The organism is Vibrio sp. D417a, from assembly GCF_030248595.1.
Taxonomy (GTDB): domain Bacteria; phylum Pseudomonadota; class Gammaproteobacteria; order Enterobacterales; family Vibrionaceae; genus Vibrio; species Vibrio alginolyticus.
The window spans coordinates 292,386-313,963 of sequence record NZ_JAHGAM010000005.1 but is presented as its reverse complement, the minus strand read 5'-3'; the positions used below and the strand labels follow the sequence as shown (position 1 = coordinate 313,963).

The window sequence follows — 21,578 nt, the reverse complement described above, 5'->3', positions numbered from 1 at the left end:
GACTGAGTGTACAGACGCGCAATGGTGAGCGCAGTTTAGGTATTGCCAACATAATATTCAACTAAGAACATACTAAATCGCGGTCGTATCTCAAAAGTAATCATTACATCTTGAGCATAACCGTATCAATTTAACAAAATGCTACCAGTAACGTTCGTAAATGATATTTCCCCCAGTTTGATGGCGATACTTTTCCAAGCCTAGCTCTTGTAAAACGGGCACGGTATCTTTGATCATTTGTGGATTCCCACACATCATGACAAAGCTACGCTGAGCTGAGAATGGCGCATCAGCGGCGTTGGACAGTAAACCCGATTCGATGAGTTCAGGAATTCGGCCTTGTAATTTACCATCAACCACTTCCCTGCTAACTATCGGTATATACTTTAATCTGCCTTCATATCGTTGCTGAAGCTGTTCAATTAGGTATTTATAAACCAGATCTTTTTCGAAACGAACGGCATGAACCAGCACAATGCGCTCATTGTGAGGCGGTAAGTTTATATCATCCAGCAGCGACAAAAACGGTCCAATCCCCGTACCTGTAGATAGCAGCCACAGGTCATGAGCCTGTTTAGGAATAGAATCATGGATTAAATCGCCATGTGCGGTGGCACCGACATAAATGCTATCACCAGATTTAAGCTTTTGGAGCCGTGGAGAAAGTTGTCCTTGAGGGTCGGCTACTATTAGAAATTCCAACCAATCGAATTGCTCGCTTGGCGCATTAACCACAGAGTAAGCACGGCTGATCGGCTTACCTTCATCATCAAGCAAAGCAAGCTTGGTGAATTGGCCAGCTTTAAAGGAAAGAGGCGCGCCAGATATTCTCAAACTGAACAGCTCACCTGTCCAATCAATGCGTTTCTCAACTCTTGCGAGGTTGAAACCTTTGAGTTCAATCATGAGACACCTCCTATCTGGTTACTCTTAGTTAAACTTACGCCTTCAACTCGATTATGTAAAGTTTCTAGTTTACATAATCAAACCACTATTTCATTTCACATTTTAAAAACAATTTTATTACATATTAAATGATTACATCTAGAATAAATGCTCAAAGTGATAAGTCGCGTCGCAATTTGTGGCAAAGCAGATGAAAAAGGAGCAATAAAAATGGACACACTGTTAAAGGACTTTCCCGTTATCACAGAGATAAAAGTCGCATGGGGTGAAATGGATGCTCTGCAACACGTTAATAACGTGGTCTATTTTCGCTACTTCGAGACCGCACGTTTAGATTACTTCAACAAAATTAACCTGCTGGTCGACCTGCAGACCTCGCAAATTGGGCCAGTACTGAGCGAGACTCAATGCCGCTACAAATTGCCTGTTACTTACCCAGACACGCTATTAGTCGGTTCTCGCGTAATCGACATGCAAGAAGATCGCATCACAATGGAGTACCAAGTGCTGAGTAAGAAGTGGGGTAAAATTGCGACCATCGCGACCGCCACTGGTGTGATGTTCGATTTTAAGAACAACGTTAAAGCTGCGATTCCAGATCACGTTCGCCAGTCGATTTTAGACTTGGAAGGAACCGTGGGTAGTACGCATCATTTGGAGTAGCAAGAAACGAGAGATTAAAGGCGAGGTTCCCGACTGCGCTTCTTCATCGCTATCGGGAATGATGCTGAGGTACCATTCCAACTTACGCAATAAGAAAACTAGCGTCATTCTAATGAGCCTAAAGTGAATCATTCGAAACCTCGCTAAACGTAACAGTAGAGCGACTCTTTCAGCCTACGCGATAAGAAAAGCTACGTCATTCTAGCGAGCCAAAGTGAGACTAAGAATCTACTTACCGCTTGCTGCAGACCATAAAGCCATGAATAAACTCAATACAATCTGAGAGTAGATTCTGAATCACGCTCGTTCCTCGCGGTTCAGAATGACGGTTCGAGTTTGGCTCTGACCTCTACAAAACCATCTAAAAAAGCGATTCCAGATAAGCCTAAGTGACCATCCGGAAAATCGCTTTAGGCGTATCAGTAGAGCGACTCTTTCAGCCTACGCGATAAGAAAAGCTGCGTCATTCTAGCGAGCCATAGCGAGACTAAGAATCTGCTTGCCGCTTGCTGCAGACCATAAAGCCATGAATAAACTCAATACAATCTGAGGGTAGATTCTGAATCACGCTCGTTCCTCGCGGTTCAGAATGACGGTTCGAGTTTGGCTCTGACCTCTACAAAACCATCTAAAAAAGCGATTCCAGAAGAACCTAAGTGAGTCACTCGGAATCTCGCTTTAAACGTATCAGTAGAGCGACTCTTCTAGCCTACGCGATAAGAAAAGCTACGTCATTCTAGCGAGCCATAGCGAGACTAAGAATCTGCTTGCCGCTTGCTGCAGACCATAGAGCGGTTAGCAGAATGTCTCGATGTACAGCGCTTCCACCTTATCTCTGGCCCATTGCGTTTTACGCAAAAACTTCAGAGAAGATTTGATCGACGGATCTTTCTTAAAACAGTTCACTCGAACGCGCTCATACAGGCCATTCCAACCAAAGTGTTCAACTAGTCGGGTGACGATTTTTTCTAAACTCAACCCATGCAGAGGGTTATTCGGCTGTTCGTTGCTCATGTTGTTAATCCAGTAACGATGTAAGTGGCGGGCTAATCTAACTCAAAGTGACCACTTAACCTAATGTTTTCACCTTCAAAGGCGTTTAGCTTGAATTACTTTGCTCATCTCCCCTATAGTAGCTCAAACTTCACAAACATCCTTTTCACGATGAAAGCCCTCAACGACCTCAATATTTTTGTCGAAACCGCGCGCCAAGGCAGCTTTTCAAAAGCCGCTAACAGCATGGACATGACACCTGCCGCCATTAGCGCATCGATTAAGCGTCTTGAAGGGCAAATCGGTTTCCCGTTGTTTGTGCGTTCCACTCGAAGCCTGCGTTTAACCTCAGAAGGCGAACTGTTTTTAGACAAAACCACGCAAGCGTTGGCAACATTGCAAGAGGGGTTGGATCAGATCTCAAGTGCGCGTGGCGAGTTATCTGGTCAACTGCACATTACTGCGCCCTCCGATTTTGGTCGCAATATGTTGCTCGATTGGGTGGATGAGTTCATCGTTCTCTACCCAAATGTTTCCATAAAACTAGAGCTGTCCGATAGCTTGACGGATATGTACACCAAGCCTGTCGATATTGCGATTCGCTACGGCGAGCCGGCCGACTCTAATCTGGTCGTGTTGGCATTGTGTGGGGCAAACGAACGGATCTTATGTGCATCGCCAGAGTACGTAGCCACACATCCAGAACTCACCTCTCCTGCCGATTTAACGCAACACAATTGCTTGTGCTACATGGTCGCGGATTCGGTCTACAACAAATGGACGCTCACGCGTGACGGCGAGAAAGAACAAGTCGTGGTCAGCGGTAACTTGATGAGCAACGATAGTGACTTGCCACATCGGTTAGCGATCAAAGGCAAAGGCATTGCGAATAAATCGTTGATGGACATCAGCCGAGACTTAATCGAGGGAAGATTGGTGCGAGTGTTACCAGAGTGGGATTGCGGCCCAGTACCGCTCTACATGGTGTGCGCCGATCGTCGCTTACTGACGCCAACGATTCGGACTTTCCGCGACTTTATCCAACAAAAATGCTGCCAACAACGCGCCAACGTGCTGGCAACCTTCTGTCATTAGGCGATAAATCGAAGAGGACGAATCTGGGTATACTCAACCCAATCGTTCTCTTCCAATGTTTCAAGAAACGCCGCCATGTGCGGGCTTTGCAAATGCTTATCCAAGGCCTCTTGCGATGCCCAAATTTCTTGGAACATAAATAGGCCATCAACTTTTTCGTCGAGATACAACTCGTATTGGCAACAGCCTTCTTCTTGACGAGTTGGCTCTAGTAAACCAGCAAGCAAATTCACCACCTGATCCTTGCTGTCTGGATAGGCTTTCACTTCTGCAACTAAGTGGATCATCGTTTTATCACTCTTTTGCGATTTATATATTGATTACAGGGTTCTACGTAACCTGCAAGTAAGCTCGAATTAGATCTCGGTGAATACGGTTTCTGCGTCCCAGCGAGACTTTGGCGTTTTCGCGTTGAAGTCATCTTCCGCGTGGTAGCCAAGCGGCACGATCACAACGCTGGTGTAACCTTTTTCACGCAAGCCAAATTCTTCATCCAGCACTTTGGGATCAAACCCTTCAATTGGCACTGCATCAATTTCTAGCGTCGAAGCACCCAACAACAACGTACCCACGTTGAGGTAAACTTGTTTCTCCATCCAATGATTCGCATCTTTCAGATCAAAGCGGTGCATGTTCACAAAGTAGCTACGACCACCACGCACAGCCGCTTTCGCTTCTTCGGTTGGGAATCGGCCATCTTTTTCTTCTTGCGCCATTAGCGCTTCAATGTAGTCGTTATCAATGCCTGTTTTCGCACAAAACACCAATACGTGAGAAGCGTTGAGAATCTTCGCCGCGTTAAACGCGTAGTTCTCTTGCGCCGCTTTAGCGATGCGCTGTTTGCCTTCTTCTGTGCTTGCCAGAATGAAATGCCAAGGCTGGGAGTTCACACTCGATGGACTAAAACGAATCAGCTCTTTAACTGCGTCGATTTTTTCTTGAGGTAGCTTGCGCGTTGGGTCAAACACTTTCGTTGAGTAACGAGATTTTGCAGCTTGTACGATATCCATGAGGTTCTCCAATTAATGAACTTAAGCTGTGTAACAGCATAACCTCATGAGATAAAGGGAAAAACCGATTTCGATTAAAAACATTTTCAAAATAAATTTGAAAATAAAACGATAAGAAAGGCTTTGAGCGTTCTCACTGAACTTCTTCATCTTTTGGGCAATAATGCATGTTTGCTCGCAACCAAACTCAACTCATGCTGCCTCAAGATAACGTTATTACATCCTTTCTGTGCAAAAAGCTCGGTCACAATCATCTGAGAATTGCCGGCGAATATTGGCACATTGAGAAGTTGGTTGCCTTGCAATGCATGATGTTGAAAGAAGCGCCTAACCTCCAAGAAGGGCTGCTTTGGTGGAGTAAAAGTGTTTCATTATTCGACCGCCGTTTGTACGTCACATTTCAACATGGTGATGCCCAAATCCATCTGCAAGTCGAATGCAGAACGGCCGATATGCCAAATTGGGCAGAGTCGGTGTTTGGCTTGCTCAAAATGCAATTGGAAATGCTTGAGCTAAGCGAATCAATACAGGTACAAGTTCCAGCCAGCAATCCACTCGCGGCCGATATTTTTCTAGGGGAAACGCGAGATTCTAAAACGAGCTCAAGTGTGTTTGACTTGGTGAAACATGTTTATTTGCTGCTTTCTCACCAACCAATTGAACAACCAGAATTGCTGAGTGTTTTGAACGCATTGTTCATCAAAAACAGCAATTACGCGCTCAAGTTAGAGCAAGCGGCAAGGCAACTGGGCGTCTCCAAACGCACCTTGCAACGTCGACTGCAAGAAAAGCAAATGAGCTACTCTCAATGCGTTGATTTCGCGAAAAGAAAGCAAGCACTCACTTTGCTTGCCGACACCCAACTCACGACGCAGCAAATCGCCTATCAACTTGGTTACGAAGAACCATCGAACTTTCACCGCACTTTTCGTCGTTGGTATCCGTTTTCCCCCATGCAGTATCGCCAACAATGTTTGGATAACCGAACTCAACTAAATCAACAACCGATCCGCTTGTACTACGCCAAAGCCAATACCTTCGACGATAACCACATCGACCAACCTGTCGGCAAAATCTGGATGGAAGTGGACAATATTGCGTTTGAAAAAGTGGTCTCGGTAGAATGCCGTGACCGTGATGGCGCATGGCGGCGCTACCCCGCCTTCTTCGAGCGTTTTTTAAGTCATGGCACCGAACTCTGGGCAACGACCGAACTTCCGGTGGCGCATCCCCTTACCTTTCGCCTGTGTTATGAAGTCGATGGAGAGCGTTACATTGAGAACAACCACCAGCGTGATTATGTGGTTTCTAAAGGGCTTTTAATTGGCGCAGCGGAATATATTGTCCCGACTCGGCAACTTATTAACATTGGGGCGCAATATACGCTCTTTATCGAACTGGCATGCCGACTTGAAAACGTTGCGAGGATTGACTGTTACGCCGATGATGACCCCACACCTCACGCAATGCGCTTGACCCAACACTCGCTACATTATGCTTGTTGGGTGCTGCAATTATCGCTCACTCAAACTGCAAAGCAGTGCCGTTTCCGCCTTTATGATGAATCCGGCAACGAGCTCGCGAAAGAGCATTACCCGATACAATATCCTATTGTGCAACCGCTCAATTAAAACTGTCGGTCAGATCAAAATCGTCTCTTCGTGACATCATTTCACGTCTTTTTTGGCGTGAAATGACACTCTCCATTTCAAACCTTTGCTTTATCGTTTCTGCATTACTGCATAACGGAGGCAGAAACTGTGTTTGAAACTCTACCTAACCCAATGAATAAAATAAAAATACTTCCTTTAGCGATCGCTCTTGCTCTCTCTGGCTGTGGAAGCGACGAAACCACACCAATCGATACAGGCAGCCACGTGGCATCTCCTGATTGGCAAGACCAGATCATTTACTTCTTGATGATCGACCGTTTTAACGACGGCGACAACACGCTTAACGATCAAGGTCAGAATGAATACGATCCTACCTCAGACAAGAAATTCAGTGGTGGAGACCTGGTTGGTGTAAGTGACAAACTGGGCTACATCGAAGACCTAGGCGCTACCTCTATCTGGATTACACCGCCAGTGGCAAACCAATGGTGGGATGCAGAACAAAACTATGGTGGCTACCACGGTTACTGGGCGCGTGACTTCCAAAAAGTGGATGAGCACTTTGGTGACATGGAAAGCTACCAAGCGTTAGCGCGAGAAGTGCACGCTCGTAACATGTTCTTGATTCAAGACATCGTGACCAACCACGTAGGTAACTTCTTCACTTACGATGACCCATACAATTACGATCCTAGCCTACCTTGCCAAGGTTTCCGTTTGATTGAAAATGCGCTACCAGCAGGACAAGAACTGCCTTACCCGCTCAACAAGAATGAGTGTAAAGAAGATGGCACAGGCAGCTACCACTGGACGCCAACCATCACCGACCACAACGATCCGGTACAAGAAAAAACCTGGCAACTCTCTGATTTGGATGACCTTAATACGTCCGATCCTGAAGTACGCGCTTATCTAAAAGAGAGCTACCGAAAATGGATTCGCGAAGTCGGCGTCGACGGATTCCGTATCGATACGGTGAAGTTTGTTGAACACGATTTCTGGAACGATTTCCTATACGCCGACGATGGTGTGATGACGCAAGCGGTTGATACCGGTCGTGACAACTTCCTCACTTTTGGTGAAGTATTCGAAACATCTACGCCTTACCACACCGAAGGCGAAGAGAAGATGCTGACTTACATCGGTGAAAGTGGCTCGCCGAAACAGCTAACCTCGGTACTGAACTTCCCATTGCAATCGACCATGACGCGCGTATTTGCATCAGGGCAACCGACCGACTATTTGCGTTTCCGTCTTGAGAAAATGATGGAGATGTTCCCGAATCCATACATCATGCCGAACTTCATTGATAATCACGACATGCCGCGCTTTCTGTCGCAAGGTAGCGTGAATGACATGAAACAAGCATTGATCACCATGATGAGCGTACCGGGTATTCCTGTGATTTACCAAGGTACAGAGCAAGCAATGTCAGCAGCGCGCGATGCGATGTTCGCCGGAGGGTATCGTGAAGATGGCAACTACGTAGACTCATTCGACCAAAACAGTGAGATGTACTTGTTTATTCAAGAACTTGCCAAGCTACGCACTGAAAACAAAGTCATGACACGCGGCGAAATGAAAGTGATTGGCAGCGATAAAGCGGGTGCGGGCGTGTTCGCCTTTACCCGAACGTTGGATAACGACGAAGTCTTGGTTGTGATGAACACATCCAACTCGCCGATGTTGATGAACCAACTCGATGTAGAACAAGTTGGCGGCACCGTCTTCCAACAACAAATCATGTCGAACTGGGCAGAAGCTCCAGAACAGTTAATCGCAGATGAAAATGGTCACGTAACCCTTGAGCTACCAGCCAAGTCTGCAGTGATTTACTCAAAAACAAGCAGCAATCAATCTGTAGATACGCCAGACCTCAACATCCAACTAGCGCAGGATTGGGAAGGACAAACCATCACTGGTGATATTGTTATCGCGGGTAGTGCGAACGCCAACGAGAAGTTGAACCTCGTCGTCGATGGTAACTTGGAAACAGCGCAAACCATTACTGTAGGCGATGATGGTCAGTTTAGTGTCACGCTGTCGACTCGTCATTTTGCGATTGGCGAGCAACAGCACCGCTTCGCGATTTATTCCACCGAGAAAAAAGCAGGCATCGAGGACGTGAATTTTGTCTCCAACCTAAGCTGGTCAAGCTCGCCGGATGACACCATTGATGATGCGGGCGATGCACAAGACGGCATGGGCGGTCCAAACGGTAACTACTCATTACCAACCGATCCAACGTTCGACAAAGACAACAGCCAACTCGCAATCAACAAGGCAGAAGTGTTTACCGTTGGCAGTAACGTACGTTTGACCTTCACTATGGACAAAATCACCGACACTTGGTTGCCACCAAACGGCTTCGACCACGTGGGTTTCACCATCTTTATTGATTTACCTGAAGAAACCGCAACCAACTTGTCTGAGCTACCGAAGATCAACGCTTCTATGCCAAACGGAACCTGGAGTCGCAATGCGGTTGTTTTTGGCTGGCAAAGCTCGATTTACAACACCAAAGGAGCAAATGCGACGACATGGGGAGAAGCCGTAACGCCAGCACCAATGGTCACGGTAGACAAAGCCAACAACACCATTTCGATGGACTTTGCTAGCGATGCACTAGGCCGCCCAGATTCGCTCGATGGTATCCGCTTCTATGTCACGACTTGGGACTTAGACGGCCTTTCGGCAACTTACCGTCCGCTAGAACAAGACAAAGGCCCTTGGAACTTCTCCGGTGGCGCATCGGATGAAAGTAAGATTTGGGACGATTTACCAATCATCACCTTGTCGGAATAAACGGTTAAATAAAACACCGCCCAGCGTTTAGCTGGGCGGTCATCAACAAAAAAGCTCGTTTTTATTCTAGTTAAAGAACGATTTCACCCACAACACCAGACTGTCCCAAAGCTGACCGAACCACGAGCCCTCTTCTACCGCTTGGCTGCTGACCAAGGGATAACTCGCCACGGTACTGTCATCGCTTTTCCAAACGACCTTACCAATCTCATCTCCTTGCGCGATCGGCGCAATCAACGGTTCATTTAACACCACACTCTTATCAAGCCCAGCCGTCATTGAACGAGGCAGAGTGAGATAGGCATCTTTAGCAAAGATCGCCTCAACTTGATTAGCATTTCCCTTCCAAACGCGAACTTTAGACTCAACTTCCCCCTGTTTAGCAACTTGCTTGGTGTCATAAAAGCGAAAACCATAGCTGAGTAGATTCTTCGATTGGCTGATCCGAGCCTGTTTACTTGGCGTACCCATCACCACCGAGATAAGGCGCATTCTTCCTTCTTTGGCCGAGCTCACCAAGCTGTATCCGGCATTGCTGGTGTAGCCGGTTTTTCCCCCGTCGACATCAATGGAATTGTCCCACAACAACTTATTGCGGTTGTACTGCGTAATGTCGTTCCACTTGAAGACTTTCTCACTGTATAGCGCGTACACATCAGGAACATCGCTGATGATCGACTGCATGAGTCTTGCCATATCGGTTGGTGAGGTTTGGATGCCATCACTATCAAGACCATGGGAGTTCACAAAATAGGTGTCTTGCAGTCCTAATTTCTCCGCCCAACCATTCATCAAGGCAACAAAGCCGCGTTCACTGCCTGCAACATGCTCAGCCAGTGCAACGCACGCGTCATTTCCTGATTGGATGATCACGCCGCGCATTAAGTTCGCAACACTAATTTCATCTTTCGGTTTGATGAACATTTTAGAAGAACCGGGAAACTTGGCCGACCACGCGTTTTCGCTCACGGTGACAACATCATCCCATTTCAAACGCCCCGCTTTGATTTCTTGTCCAACTACATAAGCGGTCATCAACTTGGTTAAACTCGCCGGAGCAAGGCCTGCTCGCCCGTTATACTCGGCAATAATGGCACCGGATTGAAAGTCCATTAATACGTAGCCTTTTGCCTGTAACTGAGGTGGGTTGGGCGTAACAACGGCAAAAGTAGGTACGCTTATTAAACAAGTCACAATTGTCCATCGAGCCAGTGACACTTTCATCCGACTTCCTCCATGCTCTTACTTTGTCGCAACTCTATTGAGCATAGCTCACTCAACCAGTTGCACCAGTCGCTAATCGTTTCATTTTCTTGAACTTACATTGATTTGACCAAGGTATAGAACTGAAGAGGCAATTGGGAAATAGCGTTGGTTCTTCGCGCCATTCGCAGTAAAGTAGCGCTACCCCTCAATAAGGAAATAAAGATAACAATGAACGCTCAATCATTTATCGACGCAGGATTGCATTACACTCCCCACAGTTTTACCGTTCCTCTGGATTACCAAGACGCAAGCAAAGGCACCATTAGAGTCTTCGCCCGTTCGGTTTGCCTAGTTGGCGATGAAGAATCGACCAAACCTTGGTTGGTTTACTTTCAGGGCGGGCCTGGCTTTCCCTCTCCACGTCAAAACGGCAATAATGGCTGGGTAAAACGCGCCCTGCAAGAGTACCGAGTTTTGCTTCTCGACCAGCGCGGTACGGGCAACAGCAGCGTAATTAATCACCAGACGCTTGCTCACCTCACGCCAGAGCAACAAGCAGACTACTTGAGCCACTTCCGAGCGGATAACATCGTGCGCGACGCGGAATACATTCGTGAGCAATTTGGCGTCGAAAAATGGGCGATCTTAGGTCAAAGCTTTGGTGGGTTTTGCTCCCTCACCTATTTGTCTTTGTTCCCAGACAGCTTGCTACAAAGCTACATCACAGGTGGCGTGCCATCAGTCTCACGTCATGCCGACGATGTGTATGAAGCCACTTTCAAACGCACCATGGAGAAAAACCAAGCGTTCTTCCAACAATTTCCAAGTGCGCAACAACTTTGCCAAAACATTGCGAATCACTTGCTAGAAAATGAAGAGTACCTACCAAATGGTCAACGCTTCACGGTGGAACAATTTCAACAAATCGGCATCAACTTTGGTGTGAGTGATACTTTCTTACCAACTTACTATTGGCTAGAAAGCGCGTTGATTGAAGTGAACGGCAAACCACAACTTCGTTATGAGTTCTTAAACGATATGTTGGCGCAGCAAAACTTCCAAACCAACCCGATCTACGCCATTTTACATGAATCGATTTACTGCCAAAGCTTCGCGTCGAATTGGAGTGCGCACCGCGTTCGCCAAACCCGACCAGAGTTTAATTATGAATCTGGCAAGCCATTTTACTTTACGGGGGAAATGGTCTTCCCATGGATGTTCGACCAATACGTTAACCTCAAGCCACTAAAAGACGCCGCAGAAATATTAGCCGCGAAACAAGATTGGGCTGCGCTGTACGATCAAACTCAACTGGCTCAAAATAAAGTGCCTGTCAGTTGCGCCGTTTACGCCGATGATATGTTTGTTGAAATGGATATCAGCCGAGAGACGCTCGCGTTAATCCCAAATTCAAAAGCGTGGTTCACCAACGAGTACGAGCACAACGGTTTGCGTGCCGACGGTGAACGTATTCTCGATAGGCTCATAGCCATGGGCAAACAGACCGCAGCTACGTTGAAATAAGCACGGCAGACGTTAGAAAAACGCCTTTTCAGTATGTGGTGAAAAGGCGTTTATAGCGGTTTATGAACAATGGCGATCAGTCATTCACTCTTTGTCCCTAAACCTTTATCCCTCACCACCTCATGTATAAAACTGCGACATGTCCTTTCCTTGTCAATGACTCCGGTGATTATTTGGTGCTTCTTGCGCCTAACTTTTTTGAAGGGCCTAAAACAGAATAACAACATAAATTTAAACCAAAAGTATCGGCCCCAACCTACCTGACTCACTATAATTAATGCTTATAATTTGAACACATAGCGGCTTCACCTGCGGACATGCACCCCCTATCAAAGACCGCCAGGCCCCGCCTACTCATAATATCCGTATAATTTGTCCGTATTTCCGACTAGTTTAGTCAGGTATACTTCGTGCCGCTAAAATTTTAAGGTCGTTGACCACCTGTATTTTTAAAGGAAACCTCATGAGTCAGTATGTAGTTTGTGCGCTGTACAAGTTTGTTGAGCTGAATAACTATCAAGAGCTACGCGAGCCATTACTTGCGTTGATGGAAAAACACCATATTCGCGGAACATTACTACTGGCAAGTGAAGGTATCAACGGTACTGTTGCATCTGATCGTGCAGGTATTGATACGCTACTGGAGTGGCTAAACAACGAACCTCGTTTGACTGGCACCGTATACAAAGAGTCGTATTCTGAGACCCAGCCATTCAATCGCACCAAAGTGAAATTGAAAAAAGAGATCGTAACATTAGGTGTTGAAGGTATAGACCCTCGCCACGTAGTGGGGACTTACGTGAAACCTCAAGAGTGGAACGATCTTATTGCTGATCCTGAAGTGTTTGTTGTCGATACACGTAATGATTACGAAATCGAGATCGGGACATTCAAAGGCGCTGTAAACCCAAATACTGAAACCTTTCGTGAATTCCCAGACTATGTAAAAGAAAACATGGACCCGGCAAAACACAAGAAAGTTGCGATGTTCTGTACCGGTGGTATCCGCTGCGAAAAATCAACTGCTTACATGAAAGAACAGGGCTTTGATGAGGTCTACCACCTAGAAGGCGGCATTCTTAAATATCTTGAAGAAGTTCCTCAAGAAGAGAGCATGTGGGAAGGCGATTGTTACGTATTTGACGGTCGTGTTGCCGTGAACCACCAGCTAGAAAAAGCAGATTACGATTTATGTAACGCTTGTCGTCTACCGATCACTGAAGAAGACAAACAGTCAGAATTGTTCGAGCAAGGCGTGAGCTGTCCAAAATGTCACGGCACACACTCAGAAGAACAAATTGCTCGATTCCGCGAGCGTGAAAAACAAATTGTTCTTGCAGAGCAGCGAGGCGAGCAGCATGTTGGTGGTGAAAGTGCCAAGCAAAGAGAAGCCCGACGTGCCGCTAAGTACGCGCAAAAAGAAGCGCAGCGTAAACAAGACTAAGCCCAACTCTCCTTATATTTAGCGAGCTGCCGTATGGTGGCTCGCTTTTACTACGCACCAATACTCTTTCAATACAATTTTGTATCCCTCACCAATACCTCTAGTTGATTGTCTCTTTTGCCTTCGGGTAGCCCCACCATTTCATCATAAGCACTTTGATGCACTAGAACCTGCTTATTTGCTTTGATATTCCTGCACTTCTTTTGCATCTCGATCAGGGAATGAGCCCTCAAAAAGATACCGTTGTCATCAGTGATAAATTGCGCTTCTCCATCAATCACGACAGATGCCTGGTACAATGCGAGATCAAGCGAATGAATGACCAATTTGTCTACATAGAAGTATTTTTGTAACTTACTCAATGGTATTGCCATGTGTCACCTCCCTGAAAGTTACCTCTACGTTTTGTAGAATAAAACCGATCATTGGATGAGATTTCTTCGGTTTACTTGCGTACAACATCGGAAACAAAGAGGATTCCGATGCAAACAATCAATGTCGTGTGGTTAAAGCGAGATTTGAGGCTGACTGACCATCAACCACTAACTCAAGCATTATCAACAAAGCACCCAACTGTGCTTTTGTATATTGTTGAACCATTGCTATTGAACAACCCACACTATTCTGAGCGCCACTGGCGATTTGTTTGGCAATCACTGCAAGACATGGATGAAACGCTCAAAGCGTATGGGCATCGAATCACGGTGCTGTTTGACGATGCCTTAGCATGTTTCCAATCAATTCAAGCGCAATATCAAATCAACGCTGTTTTTTCTCACCAAGAAATAGGACTCAACTGCACCTTTGAACGAGACCGACAAGTTGCCGCTTGGCTGTATGAGCAGAACATCGACTGGTTTGAGTTCGAACACGGTGCTGTTATCAGAGGTGCAAAAAACCGGCAAGGTTGGGACAAACATTGGGACTCTGTCATGAGAGCCTCAATAAGCCCTATTGAGATCCAAACCGACTTATTGCATTCATTGGATGCAGAAGCTCTCGGCTGTTCGTTTTCGCCACCATCATCCTGGCTATCAAAATGCAAAGGAATGCAAACGGGAGGAAGCCGGCTCGCTTGGAAAACACTAGAGGACTTTTTTCATCGTCGAGGTCGTGATTACTATCGAAGCATTTCTAGTCCCACAGCCTCACGCACAGCCTGTACTCGACTTTCTCCATACCTCGCTTGGGGTAACATATCCTTGCGTGAAGTTTATCAATACCTTTTGAAACACTGGCAAGTCGCTGGATTTCGTCGCAGCTTAATTGCATTGTCTTCACGGCTTCATTGGCACTGTCACTTCATCCAAAAATTCGAATCGGAATACGACATGGAGTTTTACTGCGTTAATCGGGCTTACGAACCATTGATTAGACAAAGTAGTACTTTCGATGAAGAAAAGTTAGCAGCATGGAAATCCGGGCATACTGGCGTACCTTTGATTGATGCCTGCATGCGCTGTTTGCACCACACTGGTTACATTAACTTTCGCATGCGTGCCATGCTGGTTAGCTTTCTTACTCACCACATGAACATGGATTGGCGAGTAGGTGTAACGCATTTAGCGCAACTATTTCTCGACTTTGAGCCTGGAATTCATTACCCACAATTCCAAATGCAAGCAGGAGTAACCGGGACTAACACAATCCGTATTTATAATCCGATCAAGCAAGCCCAAGAACATGATCCTAACGGTACGTTCATCTACAAGTGGGTGCCTGAGTTACAAATGGTTCCTCCCCCTCTTTTATTCGAGCCCTGGACAATGACCCAGATGGAAGCTGTCATGTATCAATTGCAGCCAGATAGCCGTTACCTTGCACCTATTATCGCACCAGACAACGCAGCTAAGGCAGCAAGAGAGCGCTTATGGACGTGGCGGAAACGAGCTGATGTGAAACAAGAAGGCAGACGAATTCTTGCGCGACATGTTAGACCCTCAAAAGAAAGTAGGACGCGATGATCATCTTTCAATCACGATGCGTACAAATGCAAACACACTCCAGGGAATCCGTTGTACCCTCAACTAGTAAGGAACACATTATGTTCAAACGTATCTTAGTTATCGCGGCGACACTGATGGCGACATTATCTTTTATGCTTCCCGTTCAGGCTCATGAGCATGGCATGATGAAAGCCGATATTGTCGACGTTGCCGCTGAAAATGGCTCTTTCAATACGCTTGTTGCTGCGGTGAAAGCAGCGGGCCTGGTTGACACTCTCAAAGGGGAAGGCCCTTTTACTGTTTTTGCACCAACGGATGACGCTTTTGCAAAACTGCCAGACGGCACAGTCGACATGCTCTTAATGCCGGAAAACAAAGACAAGTTAGTATCTGTTTTGACTTATCACGTCGTCCCAGGGAAAGTGATGGCTGCCGATGTTGTTAAGCTAGACAAAGCGACTACGGTTCAGGGGCAAGATGTCATGATTAAAACCATGGGCGATAAAGTCATGGTTAACGATGCAAATGTCATTGCAACCGATGTGAAAGCTAAAAACGGTGTCATTCACGTGATTGATACTGTCATCATGCCGAAATAACACCATTCAGAGGGCGGTACAATCCGCCCTTTAGACAGAACTTCTTCCACCCTTAGCACGATTCCTCTCCACTTATCCCCAATCCCCACTCATTCACCATGACTATAAAAAGGATAAAAACAAAATTAAAATCAATACCTTGCAATACGACACTGCACAATATTGACGAGGTTAAGATATCGTTATCTTTCAATTTGAGAACAGGATTCCATGTCAGTGACGTTTACTTTTCCACATGTAAATTCTTAAGCTAAATTTTGGCTGCTCAATCACATTTCGGCAAACCATTCGAAAGGGTGGGACGCAAAGCTTCCGGTCTGTCAGCATTTAAAAATCTAAAAGAATGCTCATGATAGCGGGGTTACCATAACGCAGTGTTACGAAGTCCAATTGCTGTAGCGTTGCTTTATGCTCAGCATGCGCCGGGGTGTGACATTAGTTTGTCAGCCATAACAGAGGACATGTGATGAAATCATTTCCAACCAAATCCGTACTCGCGTTAGCACTTGCGAGCATTAGCTCAGGTGCTGCGGCTCACGGTTATGTATCAGAAACCAATGGTGGTGTCGCTGCAAGTCGCTCGGCACTATGTAAGTATCCAACGCCAGATACTAACGAAAAAAATAATAACTGCGGTGCGATTCAATATGAACCGCAAAGCGTTGAAGGCCCTGATGGCTTTCCCGAAACAGGGCCTCGCGATGGTAAAATAGCGAGTGCCGAAACCGCTTTAGCAGCTGCCCTTGATGAGCAAACTGCCGACCGTTGGGTAAAACGCCCTATTCAAGCAGGTACACAAACTTTTGAATGGACATTTACCGCTAACCACGTGACGCGCGACTGGAAATATTACATCACCAAGCCTGATTGGAACCCAAACGCTTCACTATCACGAGACTCTTTTGATCTAACTCCTTTCTGTGTCGTCGACGGCAATATGGTTCAACCCCCGAAACAGGTAAGCCATCAATGTAATGTGCCTACTCGCGAGGGATACCATGTCATCCTGGCAGTATGGGATGTTGGCGACACTGCAGCCTCATTTTATAACGTGATCGATGTGAAATTTGATGGTGACAGTCCCGTTATTCCAGGTTGGAAGCAAGGCGGTCAAATTATTCCTACAATGGATTTAAATATTGGGGATTCGGTTTATACACGCGTATTTGATCAAGCAGGTGAAAACGTGGCGTATAGAACTGAACTAGAAATTACCGATGCAGCAATGGGCCAAGCGAAAAACTGGTCTTACGCACTCGCGACTAAGCTAAACCAAGAACAAGCAAAACTGCAAGCCGGGCAGTATGCAGAGGATAAATTCACTCCTGTTTATGGTACTAATCCGGTGTATCTGCAAGCAAATAGCGGCCTTGAGCGAGTAGAGATCGGCTATAACATTGAAACTCCTGTCCCAGAATACTCACTCACAGTAGATGGCTTAGCAGACGAGTATATCATTGAGTCAACACCGACAACGTTGGATCTGACACTAACTGCTGAAGGCGATTTAAATGCAGAACTCACCGTTTACAATCACCATCGCGAACCACTTGCAAGTTGGGCAAACGAAATGAAAGACGGCTCGGTAGAGGCGATATCGCTCGCTTTAAGTAAATCAGAGCCGGGGCACCATATGCTCGTGACACGTATTAAGGACAAAGATGGCAACTTGGTGGATCAGCAAACACTCGACTTTCACTTAAAAGAAGAGTCAGTTATTCCACCACCATCTGGTGAGTACGATTTTGTCTTCCCTGAAGGACTATCTAGCTACACTGCGGGCACAAAAGTGCTTGCCAGCGACGGGGGCATTTATCAATGTAAACCTTTCCCATACTCTGGTTACTGTATGCAGTGGAAAGAAAGCGCAAACCATTACGAGCCTGGAATAGGTTCACACTGGGAGATGGCTTGGGATAAAGTCAACTAAATCACCCTTCGAACGTTAAGTAAAAAGAGCCTCACTATGAGGCTCTTTTATAATCAAACGCAAAAATGACAATTTTCCCGGTCTAAACCATGAACACCAGATAAACTAGTGAGATGCGCTCGCCCCTCAATCAGTCCCATTTCATACCCTTCTAGTAAAACGGATTGTCGCATTGATAAGCGCTGAACATGAAAATTATCTGGTGGGGCAATTACCCTAACATGTGTTCCTGGTGGAGGGTTACGAATAAACTCTAATGATTGATTATAGTTATCTGCACGTCTTAACATCGCATCCGCCATTTTGGGGTGCTCCGCAAACAGTTTCTTCATCAGCCATGTGGTCTTAACTGGCTTTTTGGCATAATTCAGCGGGTGAGAGAGTACTACGGTTATGTCGCGAGCCCCTCGACGATAAGCTTCACGCACTGGGATAGAATCAGCGACCCCACCATCGGTATAACAACCACCAGAAAAACAAGGGGTATGCTTGTAGGCAATCGGTAATGCTGTTGTCGCTTCAATCGCATGGTGAAAATTATCACGTGTCACGCGATAGTAATCTGCCTGCCCTGTATCTACATTTGTTGTCGCTGCGAAAAAAGGAACGCCATTAAACAGTTTATTTTCATCGACGGGATACAAGCGATTAGATTCTTCAAACAGCCACTTCACATCGATGAGGTCCCCACCTTTAACGAAGCGAGTCGGGTCAAAAAAGCGTTTGCTTGTGGCCAGCTTAGTAATGACGTTAATACTGCGATGCGGGTAGTCGGTCAAATACCCAATCAAATTTGATGCACCAGCAGATACACCGATTGCAAAATCAAACGGTTTATAACTCTGCTCTAAAAACGCATCTAACACTCCGCTTGCGAAGACGCCTCGCATCGCGCCACCTTCTACTACAATTGCTTTTGTTGCCATATTTCCCCCATTCTCCTTGCCAAAAGAGTAATGAAATTCGTGCAATCACAACAATTGAATATTCTTATTATTGAAATAGGTGAAGTCTATTTATTTCTCTCTTAGAAAATGAAAACTAAAGTTCAAAAAATCCGTACCCGTTAGAAATGTAATTGCGGGCTTAACCAAGGTGGCAAGGTCCAAGAGAAATCTAGGAGAAAACCGTTTTATAGGCTTCGCCCGCGCCATCAATAAACATTTGAGTACCAATAACCGCTAGAATTAAGCCCATCATTTTAGTCACAACATTTAGAGCACTTGGTCCAACCGCTTTGACCAATTTGTCTCCAAACAAAAACAGTACATAGGTGATCACACAAAGGACAGCGAAAGAAACGATAGTAATAATGGTTTGATCGAAACCACCCGCTGTCGCAAAGTTCATCGCGGTAGCAATCGTTCCGGGCCCAGCTAATATTGGCATCGCCAATGGAGACACTGCAATACTCAATGCCGCCCGTTGCTGAGCTGGTGAATACGCCTTCTCTTTGGTTTTCTGATGCGTCGAATCACCTTGAAGCATGTTAAAACCTATCAAAAACACCAAAATACCGCCTGTTATTCGCAATGCATAAAGCGTGATACCAAACAAATCAAAAATTAACTTACCTGCAATAGAAAATATCGCGATGATAATAAATGCAATAAAGACTGAGCGGAGCGCAATGGAACGGATGGTTTCTTTATCTTCATCAGCAGTTAAACTCAAAAAGATGGGGATATTGGCGATAGGGTTCATGATGGCAAAGAAGCCCATAAACACCGTAACTGTATGAACAATGAGTTCTTTCATATTTTCCACTGCATTTAAATTATTGATTCTAAAAACAGTATATACGCTCTCAAACAGAAAGAGTGGTGTATTCTCGATTCGCCTTCACACTTATGCGCCAAGCATTGTTTTTCTTTTGAGATAGTTTACCGACTCATCAAATGTCGCTAAGGTGAGTCTTCAGCCTTTACACGTAACAGGGGATGTTAAGTCACCATGAACAGCACGATTCAAACAATTCTCAATCACCGCTCAATTCGAAAATTCACCTCACAACCGATTGAGAGCGAACAATTAGATGCCATTCTTCAAGCCGGCCTTGCGGCGTCCTCATCAAGCATGTTGCAAGTCGTTTCAATTATCCGCGTGACCGACAAAGAAAAACGTACACTATTAGCTCAATATGCCGGAAATCAAGGGTACGTTGAAAGCGCGGCTGAGTTTTTGGTGTTTTGTATTGATTACCAGCGCCACGCCAGTATCAACCCAGATGTTCAAGCTGACTTTACCGAGTTAACGCTAATAGGCGCTGTAGACTCGGGTATCATGGCACAAAATTGCTTGCTAGCGGCGGAGTCGATGGGACTAGGAGGTGTGTATATTGGTGGTTTACGAAACAATGCCCAAAAAGTAGACGAATTATTAGGTTTACCTAAAAATACTGCCATTTTGTTTGGTATGTGTCTTGGTCATCCAGATCAAGCCCCTGAAGTAAAACCTCGCCTACCTAAGCATGTCGTGGTGCATGAGAATCAGTATCAATATCTAAACTTGGATGATATTCAGACGTATGACCAAACTATGCGAAACTACTATGCAAACCGTTCGAGCAATCAAAAACAGAGTACTTGGTCACAAGAAGTCACCAGTAAACTGGCTGGCGAATCACGTCCGCACATCCTGCCTTACTTAAACAGAAAAGGGCTCACTAAAAGGTGATGACTACAATACGATAGGATCAAAAAAGGCCTCTGAAGAGGCCTTTAGAATTTATCAGCAAAAACTTGCTTAGTTACCGCCTGAACCGCCTGATGGTGGAGCAACCGGATCAACTGGCTTACCAGGCTTCGCATCTGGAACTGGTGGAACGGTAGGTTTGATTTGGTCTACAGGCTTACCTGCAGCAATGTCTTTTTCAACCTGCTCAACAACGTTCTTCGTATCTTCTTCAGAGATTTCTACGTAAATCACTTCTTCAGAATCCGCGCCTGCTTTAGGGTAATGCGGGTATTTCGCAATCACTTCTTCTGCCATTGATTTTGCAGCTACAGCTACGGCTTCAGGTGCAGCTGTTGGGTTCGCTTTAATGATATCAGACACGATATTTGCCGTAGCAACTAGCTTCGTAGCAAGTTCGCTATTGCCGCCTTCACTTTGAAGGTTAGCAACTACAGACTCTGTATCACGAAGGATTTCGTCAACTGTTTTACCACTTGCATTGATATCGATACCTAAATTGGCAAATACTTTTTCAGCAGTATCTGATGAGTATACCTCTCCGTCATCTAGAGAGTTAGCTACCAACGTTGTAAATGGAGAACCTGTAACTAAAGAGTCAGCTTGGGCAAGACCTTTAGGAATCTTGTAATCAGACGTAATAGGTTTTCCGTTAGATGCATCTACACTCTTATCAGTATGCTTCAATGTGAAAGTACATTCACCTGGTGCACTCACTACGTCGATATGGCTAATGCGAGCTTTACCAACCATGCCTTCATAGTTTGTTGTTAGCTCATCAGCCTGACCTTTTAAGTCTCCACCACAGTCATAAGATACTTCCATGCCGATAACAGCTGGGTCATAAGCCTGTACTGAGTATGTTTTTACCTCAGGATCGCTGTCACTACCACAACCTGCTAGTAGAACAGCAGCCACACTTGCCGTTAAAAGTTTGATTTTCAAAATTAGCTCCAATATTTGTTGTTATATCCGACCGCAACACGAAGCATAACGGCAGTTGCATATAGTGTAAATAGGATGCATACAACTTTGGCATGAGTTTTTTCACATTACTGCCTGTTTGCTTGTGCAAAATCATGCATTCATCTCAATAACGCTAAATAGACACAATTTTGTCATGTATTCGTCAGTATTTTTTCGAGTAACT

Annotated in this window: 19 protein-coding genes and 1 riboswitch; of the genes, 10 read left to right on the top strand and 9 right to left on the bottom strand. The window is 45.5% G+C overall.

Annotated elements, in window-relative coordinates:
- Positions 1–141 precede the first annotated feature (141 nt).
- Positions 142–906 carry a ferredoxin--NADP reductase gene (locus KI742_RS06815; RefSeq protein WP_005374935.1) on the bottom strand — a complete coding sequence of 255 codons (765 nt, stop codon included), beginning with the start codon at positions 904–906 and terminating at the stop codon, positions 142–144.
- Between the two features lie 210 nt (positions 907–1,116).
- Between KI742_RS06815 and KI742_RS06810 the strand changes: the two genes are divergently transcribed.
- Positions 1,117–1,569 (top strand): thioesterase family protein, encoded by a 453-nt coding sequence (locus KI742_RS06810; protein WP_005374933.1) that lies wholly within the window; start codon positions 1,117–1,119, stop codon positions 1,567–1,569.
- 795 nt (positions 1,570–2,364) lie between these two features.
- On the opposite strand, the gene KI742_RS06805 is transcribed toward KI742_RS06810, so the two are convergent.
- Entirely contained in the window at positions 2,365–2,583 is a 219-nt protein-coding gene (locus KI742_RS06805; protein ID WP_005396617.1) for a VF530 family DNA-binding protein, read from the bottom strand.
- Positions 2,584–2,733: 150 nt separating this feature from the next.
- Here KI742_RS06805 and KI742_RS06800 point away from each other — a divergent pair, with 150 nt between their 5' ends.
- Positions 2,734–3,657, top strand: coding sequence for a LysR family transcriptional regulator (locus KI742_RS06800; RefSeq protein ID WP_140355243.1), 924 nt, complete (start codon positions 2,734–2,736; stop codon positions 3,655–3,657).
- On the opposite strand, the gene KI742_RS06795 is transcribed toward KI742_RS06800, so the two are convergent.
- Positions 3,654–3,944, bottom strand: coding sequence for a putative quinol monooxygenase (locus tag KI742_RS06795; RefSeq protein WP_005499915.1), 291 nt, complete (start codon positions 3,942–3,944; stop codon positions 3,654–3,656). The two genes, KI742_RS06800 and KI742_RS06795, sit on opposite strands and share 4 nt — an antisense overlap.
- A 69-nt stretch (positions 3,945–4,013) precedes the next feature.
- Positions 4,014–4,667 (bottom strand): oxygen-insensitive NAD(P)H-dependent nitroreductase NfsB, encoded by a 654-nt coding sequence (locus tag KI742_RS06790; RefSeq protein ID WP_005480118.1) that lies wholly within the window; start codon positions 4,665–4,667, stop codon positions 4,014–4,016.
- 167 nt (positions 4,668–4,834) lie between these two features.
- On the opposite strand from KI742_RS06790, the gene KI742_RS06785 reads away from it, so the two are divergent.
- Positions 4,835–6,298: an AraC family transcriptional regulator gene (locus tag KI742_RS06785; protein ID WP_285385284.1), complete on the top strand. Its 1,464-nt coding sequence runs from the start codon at positions 4,835–4,837 to the stop codon at positions 6,296–6,298.
- A gap of 129 nt (positions 6,299–6,427) precedes the next feature.
- Positions 6,428–9,085 (top strand): alpha-amylase family glycosyl hydrolase, encoded by a 2,658-nt coding sequence (locus tag KI742_RS06780; RefSeq protein ID WP_285385286.1) that lies wholly within the window; start codon positions 6,428–6,430, stop codon positions 9,083–9,085.
- 66 nt (positions 9,086–9,151) lie between these two features.
- On the opposite strand, the gene KI742_RS06775 is transcribed toward KI742_RS06780, so the two are convergent.
- On the bottom strand, positions 9,152–10,309 hold the full coding sequence (locus tag KI742_RS06775; RefSeq protein WP_285385288.1) for a D-alanyl-D-alanine carboxypeptidase family protein: 1,158 nt from the start codon (positions 10,307–10,309) through the stop codon (positions 9,152–9,154).
- Positions 10,310–10,519: 210 nt separating this feature from the next.
- On the opposite strand from KI742_RS06775, the gene KI742_RS06770 reads away from it, so the two are divergent.
- Together KI742_RS06770 and KI742_RS06765 are read left to right on the top strand one after the other, a co-directional pair.
- On the top strand, positions 10,520–11,815 hold the full coding sequence (locus KI742_RS06770) for an alpha/beta fold hydrolase (protein WP_285385289.1): 1,296 nt from the start codon (positions 10,520–10,522) through the stop codon (positions 11,813–11,815).
- 463 nt (positions 11,816–12,278) lie between these two features.
- Positions 12,279–13,259, top strand: a complete 981-nt coding sequence (locus tag KI742_RS06765; protein ID WP_017634441.1) for a rhodanese-related sulfurtransferase — start codon at positions 12,279–12,281, stop codon at positions 13,257–13,259.
- A gap of 68 nt (positions 13,260–13,327) precedes the next feature.
- Here KI742_RS06765 and KI742_RS06760 read toward each other — a convergent pair whose 3' ends face one another.
- On the bottom strand, positions 13,328–13,633 hold the full coding sequence (locus KI742_RS06760) for a DUF6482 family protein (RefSeq protein ID WP_005374898.1): 306 nt from the start codon (positions 13,631–13,633) through the stop codon (positions 13,328–13,330).
- A gap of 108 nt (positions 13,634–13,741) precedes the next feature.
- Here KI742_RS06760 and KI742_RS06755 point away from each other — a divergent pair, with 108 nt between their 5' ends.
- The 3 genes from KI742_RS06755 to gbpA all read left to right on the top strand — a co-directional run bounded on the left by KI742_RS06755 (position 13,742) and on the right by gbpA (position 17,734).
- Positions 13,742–15,223, top strand: coding sequence for a cryptochrome/deoxyribodipyrimidine photo-lyase family protein (locus tag KI742_RS06755; protein WP_248486121.1), 1,482 nt, complete (start codon positions 13,742–13,744; stop codon positions 15,221–15,223).
- Positions 15,224–15,303: 80 nt separating this feature from the next.
- Positions 15,304–15,804: a fasciclin domain-containing protein gene (locus KI742_RS06750; protein ID WP_005374896.1), complete on the top strand. Its 501-nt coding sequence runs from the start codon at positions 15,304–15,306 to the stop codon at positions 15,802–15,804.
- 268 nt (positions 15,805–16,072) lie between these two features.
- Positions 16,073–16,173, top strand: a riboswitch (cyclic di-GMP riboswitch).
- 97 nt (positions 16,174–16,270) lie between these two features.
- Positions 16,271–17,734 carry an N-acetylglucosamine-binding protein GbpA gene (gene gbpA, locus KI742_RS06745; protein ID WP_285385291.1) on the top strand — a complete coding sequence of 488 codons (1,464 nt, stop codon included), beginning with the start codon at positions 16,271–16,273 and terminating at the stop codon, positions 17,732–17,734.
- 53 nt (positions 17,735–17,787) lie between these two features.
- On the opposite strand, the gene KI742_RS06740 is transcribed toward gbpA, so the two are convergent.
- Positions 17,788–18,660: a patatin family protein gene (locus KI742_RS06740; protein ID WP_285385294.1), complete on the bottom strand. Its 873-nt coding sequence runs from the start codon at positions 18,658–18,660 to the stop codon at positions 17,788–17,790.
- 190 nt (positions 18,661–18,850) lie between these two features.
- Positions 18,851–19,492, bottom strand: coding sequence for a MarC family protein (locus tag KI742_RS06735; RefSeq protein WP_005374889.1), 642 nt, complete (start codon positions 19,490–19,492; stop codon positions 18,851–18,853).
- Positions 19,493–19,687: 195 nt separating this feature from the next.
- Here KI742_RS06735 and nfsA point away from each other — a divergent pair, with 195 nt between their 5' ends.
- Entirely contained in the window at positions 19,688–20,410 is a 723-nt protein-coding gene (nfsA, locus tag KI742_RS06730; RefSeq protein ID WP_054728823.1) for an oxygen-insensitive NADPH nitroreductase, read from the top strand.
- 69 nt (positions 20,411–20,479) lie between these two features.
- Here nfsA and KI742_RS06725 read toward each other — a convergent pair whose 3' ends face one another.
- Positions 20,480–21,373: a hypothetical protein gene (locus tag KI742_RS06725; RefSeq protein ID WP_047102404.1), complete on the bottom strand. Its 894-nt coding sequence runs from the start codon at positions 21,371–21,373 to the stop codon at positions 20,480–20,482.
- Positions 21,374–21,578: the final 205 nt, after the last annotated feature.

What these genes read in the sequence shown, in the direction of transcription:
- KI742_RS06815 (WP_005374935.1), bottom strand. Translation starts at nt 906, where the DNA reads ATGATTGAACTCAAAGGTTTCAACCTCGCAAGAGTTGAGAAACGCATT.
- KI742_RS06810 (WP_005374933.1), top strand. Translation starts at nt 1,117, where the DNA reads ATGGACACACTGTTAAAGGACTTTCCCGTTATCACAGAGATAAAAGTC.
- KI742_RS06805 (WP_005396617.1), bottom strand. Translation starts at nt 2,583, where the DNA reads ATGAGCAACGAACAGCCGAATAACCCTCTGCATGGGTTGAGTTTAGAA.
- KI742_RS06800 (WP_140355243.1), top strand. Translation starts at nt 2,734, where the DNA reads ATGAAAGCCCTCAACGACCTCAATATTTTTGTCGAAACCGCGCGCCAA.
- KI742_RS06795 (WP_005499915.1), bottom strand. Translation starts at nt 3,944, where the DNA reads ATGATCCACTTAGTTGCAGAAGTGAAAGCCTATCCAGACAGCAAGGAT.
- KI742_RS06790 (WP_005480118.1), bottom strand. Translation starts at nt 4,667, where the DNA reads ATGGATATCGTACAAGCTGCAAAATCTCGTTACTCAACGAAAGTGTTT.
- KI742_RS06785 (WP_285385284.1), top strand. Translation starts at nt 4,835, where the DNA reads ATGTTTGCTCGCAACCAAACTCAACTCATGCTGCCTCAAGATAACGTT.
- KI742_RS06775 (WP_285385288.1), bottom strand. Translation starts at nt 10,309, where the DNA reads ATGAAAGTGTCACTGGCTCGATGGACAATTGTGACTTGTTTAATAAGC.
- KI742_RS06770 (WP_285385289.1), top strand. Translation starts at nt 10,520, where the DNA reads ATGAACGCTCAATCATTTATCGACGCAGGATTGCATTACACTCCCCAC.
- KI742_RS06765 (WP_017634441.1), top strand. Translation starts at nt 12,279, where the DNA reads ATGAGTCAGTATGTAGTTTGTGCGCTGTACAAGTTTGTTGAGCTGAAT.
- KI742_RS06760 (WP_005374898.1), bottom strand. Translation starts at nt 13,633, where the DNA reads ATGGCAATACCATTGAGTAAGTTACAAAAATACTTCTATGTAGACAAA.
- KI742_RS06755 (WP_248486121.1), top strand. Translation starts at nt 13,742, where the DNA reads ATGCAAACAATCAATGTCGTGTGGTTAAAGCGAGATTTGAGGCTGACT.
- KI742_RS06750 (WP_005374896.1), top strand. Translation starts at nt 15,304, where the DNA reads ATGTTCAAACGTATCTTAGTTATCGCGGCGACACTGATGGCGACATTA.
- gbpA (WP_285385291.1), top strand. Translation starts at nt 16,271, where the DNA reads ATGAAATCATTTCCAACCAAATCCGTACTCGCGTTAGCACTTGCGAGC.
- KI742_RS06740 (WP_285385294.1), bottom strand. Translation starts at nt 18,660, where the DNA reads ATGGCAACAAAAGCAATTGTAGTAGAAGGTGGCGCGATGCGAGGCGTC.
- KI742_RS06735 (WP_005374889.1), bottom strand. Translation starts at nt 19,492, where the DNA reads ATGAAAGAACTCATTGTTCATACAGTTACGGTGTTTATGGGCTTCTTT.
- nfsA (WP_054728823.1), top strand. Translation starts at nt 19,688, where the DNA reads ATGAACAGCACGATTCAAACAATTCTCAATCACCGCTCAATTCGAAAA.